The sequence below is a fragment of the Parvibaculum sp. genome (assembly GCF_035325945.1).
In the GTDB taxonomy this organism is placed as follows: Bacteria; Pseudomonadota; Alphaproteobacteria; order Parvibaculales; family Parvibaculaceae; genus Parvibaculum.
The window spans coordinates 100,260-108,933 of sequence record NZ_DAOKYX010000004.1 but is presented as its reverse complement, the minus strand read 5'-3'; the positions used below and the strand labels follow the sequence as shown (position 1 = coordinate 108,933).

Genomic DNA, 8,674 nt, shown 5'->3' with positions numbered 1-8,674 from the left:
CCGGTAGCCCTGCAGATAGAGCAGCGCCGTGAGATCGCCATGGTCGATGCGGGCGTCCGCCACTTCCGCGACAACGGGTTTTGCGTGGAAGGCGACGCCGAGCCCGGCTTCCTCGATCATGCCGAGATCGTTCGCCCCGTCGCCGACCGCCATCGTGTCATGCGGCGCGAGCTTCAGCTCCTCGCGGAGCTTCACCAGAGCCTCGATCTTCGCGCTGCGCCCGAGGATCGGCTCGGCCACCTCGCCTGTGAGCCTGCCATCGGCGAAGAGAAGCGTATTGGCCTGATTGACGTTGAAGCCGACCGCATTGCCGACACGCTCGGTGAAGAAGGTGAAGCCGCCCGAGACGAGCGCGCAGGTCGCGCCGTTCGCGCGCATCGTGCCGACAAGGGCGCGCCCGCCCGGCGTTTCGACGATGCGCTCGCGATAGACCTTCTCAAGCGAGGCAAGCTCGAGGCCCTTGAGGAGAGCGACGCGCTCCTTGAGCGCCGGTTCAAAGGCGATCTCGCCGCGCATGGCGCGCCCGGTGATGGCGGCGATGCGCTCCTTGATGCCGAGTTCGGCGGCAAGCTCGTCGATGCATTCCTGCTGGATGATGGTCGAATCCATATCGGCGACGAGCAGCTTCTTGCGCCGTTCGCCGGATGACTGGACCGAAAGGTCGATGCGGGCGCCCTCGAAATACCTGCGCAGCGCCGCTTCGATCGCCTTGCCATCCTCCGCCTCGAAGGCGATGTCGCAGGCAAGCCCATGCGCAAGCCAGTCCGGCGCGGCGGGCGAGGGGAGCAGGCCGGAAGCGGCGGCGGCAAGTTCGTCGCCGAGCGAGGTTGCGCTGTTGCCGATGAGGGTGAGGGTGTATTTCATGCCGAAACGGGTCCAGACACGGCATGCCCCACTTCATGCGGGCCATGACGACGAAGAAGGTAAGCGGTGGAAAAGCCACTCGAGGTCAAACGAGCGATCCTTATTGCAGGGCCGACGGCGAGCGGCAAGTCCGCGCTTGCGCTCGAGCTGGCGCAACGGCTTGGCGGCGAGATCGTCAACGCGGATTCGATGCAGGTCTATCGCGATCTGCGCGTGCTGACCGCGCGGCCCTCGCCCGAGGAGGAGGCCAGCGTTCCGCATCATCTTTATGGCGTGCTTTCGGGGGCTGAGCGCTGCTCGGCCGGGCGCTGGGCGCGGATGGCGGTCGATGCGCTGCGCGACATCGAGGCGCGCGGCCGGCTTCCCATTGTCGTCGGCGGCACGGGCCTCTATTTCCGCGCGCTGATCGAAGGCTTCTCGCCCATCCCTTCCGTGCCGGAGGAGATACGCTTCGCCATCCGCGACGAGGTGGCGGCGGCGGGCGCGGGAGCGCACGCGCTGCTCCGCGAGGCCGACCCGGAACTCGCCGCCGTCATCCGCCCGTCCGACCCGCAGCGCATCGCGCGCGGGCTCGAGGTCGCGCGGGCCACGGGCAGGCCGCTCAGCCAGTGGCAGAAGGAGCCGGCCCGGCCGCTGCTAAGGGGCGGACTTGCCCGTATCGTGCTCGCGCCCGAAAGGGAGCTTCTCCGCGAGCGTTGCGACAGGCGCTTCGAGGCGATGGTCGAGGAGGGCGCGCTGGCGGAGGTGGAGGCGCTCTCGAAACTCGGCCTCCCGGACGATGTTCCGCTCATGAAGGCGCTGGGGCTTCGGCCGCTCCTTGGCTATCTCTCTGGAAATATTGAGCTTTCCACTGCGATCCGGGAGGGGCAGGCGGAGACGCGCCGCTACGCCAAGCGCCAGGAGACATGGTTCCGGACTCAGATGATTGCGTGGAAAAGAGTTAACACGCAATTTTCGGAAAGCTCATATGGAGAAATCTTTTCATTTATTGACGATTTGGGGTTGACCGCCTCCTGAGGGGCAGCTAGGTTTCCGCCACTTTATGGCAGGCAAGCCCCGCGGCCGTATGTGTGATGCCCCGCCCTGATGCGGGGCATTCGCGTTCCGGGTGGCGCCCAGATCGTGAAGACGTTTCGCAAAGTAGAACGGCCCGCATGAGGTGGGCCCTGACGGCTCAGTCGAAGGATGTGAACCATGCCCCAGGAAATGACAGGCGCAGAAATCGTCATAAAGGCGCTGGTTGACCAGGGCGTAGACACGATCTTCGGCTATCCGGGCGGTGCGGTGCTGCCGATCTATGACGCGCTTTTCCAGCAGAACAGGATCAAGCACATCCTCGTCCGCCACGAGCAGGGCGCGGTTCATGCCGCCGAGGGCTATGCGCGCTCGACGGGCAAGCCGGGCGTCGTTCTCGTCACCTCGGGGCCGGGCGCGACCAATTCGGTCACGGGCCTCACCGATGCGCTGATGGATTCGATCCCGATCGTCTGCCTCACGGGGCAGGTGCCGACGCATCTGATCGGCACCGACGCCTTCCAGGAGTGCGATACGGTCGGCATCACGCGCCCCTGTACCAAGCACAACTGGCTCGTCAATTCGGCGAAGGAGCTGACGCGCGTCATGCACGAAGCCTTCTATGTCGCGACGCATGGCCGCCCCGGCCCGGTCGTCATCGACATTCCGAAGGACGTGCAGTTCCAGAAGGCCGAATATGTCGGCCCGCAAAACGTCGTCCACAAGACCTATCGCCCGCGCATCAAGGGCGACGTCGAGGCGATCAAGGAAGCGGTCGCGCTCATCGCCGAGGCGAAGCGCCCGATCTTCTACACGGGCGGCGGCATCATCAATTCGGGGCCGGTCGCAAGCCAGCTCCTGCGCGAATTCGTGAAACTCACCGGCTACCCGATCACCTCGACGCTGATGGGGCTCGGCGCCTATCCGGCTTCCGACAAGCAGTGGCTCGGCATGCTCGGCATGCACGGCACCTATGAAGCCAACAATGCGATGCACGACTGCGATCTGATGATCAATATCGGCGCGCGTTTCGACGACCGGGTGACCGGCCGCATCGACGCCTTCTCGCCGGGCTCGAAGAAGATCCATGTCGATATCGACGCGTCCTCGATCAACAAGGTCGTCCATGTCGATGTCGCCATCGTCGGCGACGCAGCGCATGTCCTGGAGGACATGATCCGCATCTGGAAGGCGAAGGTCTGCAAGCCGGACAAGGCGGCGCTCGCCGAATGGTGGGCGCAGATCGACAAGTGGCGCGCGCGCCGCTCGCTCGATTTCAAGCACTCGGACGAGGTGATCAAGCCGCAATACGCCATCCAGCGGCTCTATGAGCTGACAAAGGGGCGCGAGACCTACATCACCACGGAAGTCGGCCAGCACCAGATGTGGGCCGCGCAGCATTTCCACTTCGACAAGCCGAACCGCTGGATGACCTCAGGCGGCCTCGGCACGATGGGCTACGGCCTGCCGGCCGCTGTGGGCGTGCAGATCGCGCATCCGGACGCGCTCGTCATCGACATTGCCGGCGAAGCCTCGATCCAGATGTGCATGCAGGAGATCTCGACCGCGGTTCAGTTCATGCTGCCGATCAAGATTTTCATTCTGAACAACGAGTATATGGGCATGGTCCGCCAGTGGCAGGAACTGCTGCATGGCGGGCGCTACTCGCACTCCTATTCGGAATCGCTGCCCGATTTCGTGAAACTCGCCGAGGCTTATGGTGCCATCGGCATCCGGGCGACGAAGCCGGGCGAACTCGACGCCAAGATCAAGGAAATGATCGACGCGAAGGGACCGGTCATCTTCGATTGCGTCGTGGACAAGCTCGAGAACTGCTTCCCCATGATCCCCTCCGGGGCGGCCCATAACGAGATGATTCTGGCCGACGATATCGAGGCGGCGGCCGTTACCGAAGCGGGCAAGATGCTCGTTTGAGGGAAGTCGGCCCTTTTCGGGGGCCGATAGCCCTTTCGCCCCGGGCCTCGCTTGGGCTATAGAGCCGGAGCGAATACCGGGGCGCGAGCCCCTTCCTTCACGAATTTCACCCCGCGGGGAGCCCTGATGAGCGACGACAGCAAGATCGAACGGCATACGATCGCGGTACTCGTGGACAACGAGGCCGGCGTTCTGGCGCGCGTCATCGGGCTTTTTTCGGGCCGTGGCTACAATATCGAGAGCCTGACGGTCGCCGAGGTCGATCAGGCCGAGCACACCTCCCGCATCACCGTGGTGACCGCGGGAACGCCCATGGTGATCGAGCAGATCAAGGCCCAGCTCGAGCGGCTGGTCCCGGTTCACAAGGTCGTGGACCTTACTGCCGAGACGAAGTCTGTCGAGCGCGAAATGGCGCTCATCAAGGTTGCGGGCGCCGGCGAGAAGCGCGTCGAGGCGTTGCGCCTTTCGGATGCGTTCCGCGCCCGCGTGATCGACACCACGCATTCTTCCTTCGTGTTTGAAGTGACGGGCGCGCCGGACAAGATCGACGCGTTCATCGGTTTGATGAGGCCGCTCGGCCTCGTGGATGTGTCGCGGACCGGCGTCGTGGCGATCGCCCGCGGCGCCGAGGCGATGTAACAGCTAATCTAGAGACGAAAAGGACGAGAGACCCATGCGCGTTTACTACGACCGCGACGCAGACGTGAACCTGATCAAGGGCAAGAAGGTCGCCATCATCGGCTATGGCAGCCAGGGCCACGCTCACGCGCTCAATCTGCGCGACTCGGGCGTGAAGGAAGTCGCCGTCGCGCTGCGCGAGGGCTCGGCCACCGCGAAGAAGGCGGAAGGCGAGGGGCTCAAGGTCCTGTCGGTTGCCGAAGCGGCCAAGTGGGCCGACGTGCTGATGATGCTCACGCCGGACGAGCTTCAGGGCGACATCTACCGCGACCATCTGCACGCCAACATGAAGCCGGGCGCGTCGCTCTTCTTCGCCCACGGCCTCAACATCCATTTCAATCTCATCGAGCCGCGCAAGGACATCGACGTGCTCATGGTGGCGCCGAAGGGCCCCGGCCACACGGTACGTTCGGAGTACAAGCGCGGCGGCGGCGTGCCGTGCCTCATCGCGGTCCATCAGGATGCGAGCGGCAACGCGCATGACGTCGGCCTGTCCTACGCCTCCGCCATCGGCGGCGGCCGCGCCGGCATCATCGAGACGACCTTCAGGGAAGAGTGCGAGACGGACCTCTTCGGCGAGCAGGTCGTGCTTTGCGGCGGTGTCGTCGAACTCATCCGCGCCGGTTTCGAGACGCTGGTGGAAGCTGGCTACGCGCCGGAAATGGCCTATTTCGAGTGCCTCCACGAAGTGAAGCTCATCGTCGACCTCATCTACGAAGGCGGCATCGCCAACATGAACTACTCGGTCTCGAACACGGCGGAGTATGGCGAATACGTCACCGGCCCGCGCATCATCACCGCCGAGACGAAGGCGGAAATGAAGCGCGTCCTCGAAGACATCCAGACCGGCCGCTTCACGCGCGACTGGATGCTCGAGAACAAGGTCAACCAGACGAGCTTCAAGGCCATTCGCGCCCGCAATGCCGCGCATCCGATCGAGGAAGTCGGCGCCCGTCTGCGCGCCATGATGCCGTGGATCGCCGCCAACAAACTCGTAGACAAGGACAAGAACTGACGCGATCTCGCGCATAAGCCCGAGCCGTTTCGATGGGCCCTTCGCGTAGATCGCGAAGGGCCCATTTTGTTTTCGGCGTCCGAATGAAACCGCCCCCGATGCAAGCCGGGGCGACCAGAGGGAAAACCGCCCATGCCTCCATCACGCAGAAGTCACGGCGCCGCCATCGCCTTCCTGCATACGGCGGCGATCCATATCGAAACCTTCAACGCGCTGGGGCGTGAGATCGCGCCTGAACTCGCGCTCACCCATGTGGTGCGGGAAGACCTGCTCGCCGCCGCCGAAAAGGCCGGCCGTGTGACGCCCGCTCTCGACTTCATGACGCAAGAGGCGCTGATCGCTCTTGCCGAGGGCGGGGCGCGGGTCGTCGTCTGCACCTGCTCGACGCTCGGCGCCTCGGTCGAGCGCGCGGCGGCCGATGCTCCCGTGCCGCTTCTCAGGATCGACCGGCCCATGGCCGATCTCGCGGTGCTGCAGGGACACCGGATCGGCATCTGCGCCTGCATCCCGGCGACCGTGCCCAATACCGAGGCCCTCATCGCCGATTCCGCGCGTGCAATCGGCCGCGATTACGAGTTCACGACCTTCCTTTTCGACGATGTCTGGACCGCTTTCCGGGAGGGGAGGCTCGACGACTACTACCAGGAAATCGCCCGCCGGCTTGCCGAGGCCGCGCATGATGTCGATGTGCTGGTGCTCGCACAGGCCTCCATGGCCCCTGCGGCGGCTCTGTGCCGGGATTTGCCGGTGCCGGTGCTTTCGAGCCCCCGCATCGGCTTCGAGGCGGCGGCCCGGATCGCAAGGGGCGTGAGGTAATGCGTCAATTTGTGCGTTGACAGCTTTTGCGAATGATTATTACATGCGGAAATCATAGGCAAAGGCCGGAAGCGAGCAAAGAAATGGCGCGGAGTTTCCTGACGACTGCAGCGATGGCGGCAGTCTTTTTGGCGTTGGCGGCGGGTGGAACGGTTCAGGCGCAGGAGCCCGAGGTTTACGAGATCACCATTCAGGACCACCGCTTCACGCCGGACGAGCTGGAAATACCGGCCGGCAAGGAAGCGAAGCTCGTCATCAAGAATCTCGATCCGACCCCCGAGGAGTTCGAATCCTACGAGCTCAATCGCGAGAAGATCGTTCCGGCCCATGGCGAGATCTCGGTCTATCTCGATCCTCTGGAGCCGGGCAGCTATCCCTTCTTCGGCGAATTTAACCAGTCGACGGCTCAGGGCAAGATCATCGTCAAGTAAGGTCGGGGGGCCGTCATGCTGGCCACGCTCATCATCGTTTTTCGTGAAGTCATCGAGGCCGCTCTGGTGGTCAGCATCGTCGCCGCGGCGACGACGGGGGTCGCCGGTCGCAACCGATGGCTCGTCGCGGGCGTCGGCGCGGGCATTCTCGGCGCGGCGATCGTCGCAGGTTTTGCCGGCACTATCGCGAATTCGCTCCAGGGCACTGGTCAGGAAGTCTTCAACGCATCCGTCCTCTTCATCGCCGTCATCATGCTCGGCTGGCACAATGTCTGGATGAACAGCCATGGCCGAGAGCTTGCGGCCGAGATGAAGGCGGTGGGGCGCGATGTGGCGGTCGGCGCGCGCCCGCTCTATGCGGTTGCGATCGCGGTCGGCATCGCGGTGCTGCGCGAAGGCTCGGAAGTGGTGCTCTTCCTTTACGGCATTGCGAGCGGCGGTACAGGCGCATCGGGGCTTCTGACGGGCGGCATCATCGGTGTCGTCTCCGGCGCCGCGCTCGGCTATGCGCTCTACAAGGGGCTGCTCAACCTTTCCACGAAGAAGCTCTTTGCCGTTACCGGCTGGATGATCCTGCTGCTTGCCGCCGGCCTCGCCGCGCAGGGCGCGAATTATCTGACACGGGCCGGGCTCCTGCCGCCGCTCGGCCGTAACATCTGGGATACGTCCTGGCTGCTGACTGAGCAGAGCATCCTCGGCCAGATCCTCCACACCCTGATCGGCTATACGGCGCGCCCCTCGGGTATTCAGCTTCTCTTCTATGTCGGGACTCTCGTCATCATCGGGGGCGCAATGAAAATCTACGGAAACGGATCGGGCCAGAAGCTAGGGCGGGTCGCCGCCTGCGTTCTCGGCGCTTTTTCGGCCTCGGCCCTCATACCGGGCGGCCATGCGGATGCGGCCGCGATCAAGGTCTATTCGCCCTATGTCGAGCAGGGCGAGGTGGAGATCGAGTATCAGGGCTACCGCACCTTCGACGGGGATGCCTCGAAGGACAACGAGCAGAAACACAAGGTGGGCCTTGCCTATGGCGTTACCGATTTCTGGGCCACGGAAGTCTATGGCATCTGGAAGAAGGATGCCGGCGGCAGCACGCATTTCGATGCGACGGAGTGGGAAAACCGCTTCCAGCTGACCGAGCGGGGAAAATATTTCGCCGATCTCGGATTCCTCATCGAGTATGAGCATGTGCGCGACCGGCAGGGCGATGCGGACGAGCTTGCCTTCGGACCGCTGATTGCCAAGGACATCGGCCGCACGACGAACACGATCAACCTGGTTCTCGAGCGCGAGCTTGGCGCGAATGGCGAGGGCGGGGTGGGCCTCACCTACAGGCTCCAGAGCCGCTGGCGTCTCGATCCGCTTTTCGAGCCGGCGATCGAAGCCTATGGCGAATTCGGGCGGATCAACAATTTCGACTCCAGAGACGATCAGGAACATATGATCGGCCCGGCCGTTCAGGGCACCTTCAGGGGCATTGCGGGGCTGCCGGGCAAGCTCAAATACGATGTGGGCTATCTCTTTGGCGTCACGCCTTCGACGCCGGACGGCACGCTGAAGCTCATCTTCGAATATGAGCTGCGGATCTGAGCCGCTTCCGTTCCGTCTCGATCCATCAATAGAAAATCGCGTGGAAGCCTGAGCGGTCGAAGGGCCGCCAGCCTCCCTCGGGCTGCGCCAGCCTGTCGGCTATGGCCCAGAGCACGAGCGGGTTCACACCCATTCCGATATGGGTGGCCTGTACTTCTATATTTTCCGTCTGCGGACCTTTTTCCTCGAGGCAGGCCGCCCAGGGAACGATGCCGTCCGTCTTCGAGTAGATGGCCGTGCAGGGAACCGGCGGCGCATGCCTGAGGCGCTCGGCAAGCGCCGCGTCGGTCGAGCCGTCGCTGCGGTAGCCGGCGGCGAAGGGGCTCGCCAG

8 protein-coding genes and 1 pseudogene are annotated in these 8,674 nt (G+C 64.0%); 7 read left to right on the top strand and 2 right to left on the bottom strand.

All coding sequences use genetic code 11. The features are described 5' to 3' along the window. Nucleotides 1-864: phosphoserine phosphatase SerB (gene serB / locus PKA57_RS04240; protein WP_324297814.1), on the bottom strand; the 864-nt coding region annotated here is incomplete at its 3' end. Nucleotides 865-930: 66 nt separating this feature from the next. Between serB and miaA the strand changes: the two genes are divergently transcribed. The 7 genes from miaA (at nt 931) to PKA57_RS04205 (ending at nt 8,343) form a co-directional block, all read left to right on the top strand. Continuing rightward, nucleotides 931-1,881, top strand: a complete 951-nt coding sequence (gene miaA / locus PKA57_RS04235; protein WP_324297812.1) for a tRNA (adenosine(37)-N6)-dimethylallyltransferase MiaA — start codon at nt 931-933, stop codon at nt 1,879-1,881. A 177-nt stretch (nt 1,882-2,058) separates the two neighbouring features. Next, the gene (locus PKA57_RS04230; RefSeq protein ID WP_324297810.1) at nt 2,059-3,813 is read left to right on the top strand and encodes an acetolactate synthase 3 large subunit; all 1,755 of its coding nucleotides are present in this window, start codon (nt 2,059-2,061) and stop codon (nt 3,811-3,813) included. Nucleotides 3,814-3,939: 126 nt separating this feature from the next. Further along, nucleotides 3,940-4,452 carry an acetolactate synthase small subunit gene (ilvN, locus tag PKA57_RS04225; protein WP_324297808.1) on the top strand — a complete coding sequence of 171 codons (513 nt, stop codon included), beginning with the start codon at nt 3,940-3,942 and terminating at the stop codon, nt 4,450-4,452. A gap of 34 nt (nt 4,453-4,486) precedes the next feature. Beyond that, nucleotides 4,487-5,506, top strand: coding sequence for a ketol-acid reductoisomerase (gene ilvC, locus PKA57_RS04220; RefSeq protein ID WP_324297806.1), 1,020 nt, complete (start codon nt 4,487-4,489; stop codon nt 5,504-5,506). Nucleotides 5,507-5,638: 132 nt separating this feature from the next. Then, nucleotides 5,639-6,322, top strand: coding sequence for an aspartate/glutamate racemase family protein (locus tag PKA57_RS04215; RefSeq protein WP_324297805.1), 684 nt, complete (start codon nt 5,639-5,641; stop codon nt 6,320-6,322). A 113-nt stretch (nt 6,323-6,435) separates the two neighbouring features. Beyond that, on the top strand, nt 6,436-6,753 hold the full coding sequence (locus PKA57_RS04210) for a cupredoxin domain-containing protein (RefSeq protein ID WP_324297804.1): 318 nt from the start codon (nt 6,436-6,438) through the stop codon (nt 6,751-6,753). Between the two features lie 15 nt (nt 6,754-6,768). Beyond that, nucleotides 6,769-8,343: an FTR1 family protein gene (locus PKA57_RS04205; RefSeq protein WP_324297803.1), complete on the top strand. Its 1,575-nt coding sequence runs from the start codon at nt 6,769-6,771 to the stop codon at nt 8,341-8,343. A 25-nt stretch (nt 8,344-8,368) separates the two neighbouring features. Here the strand turns inward: PKA57_RS04205 and PKA57_RS04200 are convergent. Then, nucleotides 8,369-8,674, bottom strand: a pseudogene (locus PKA57_RS04200) (alpha/beta hydrolase); the annotation flags it as partial.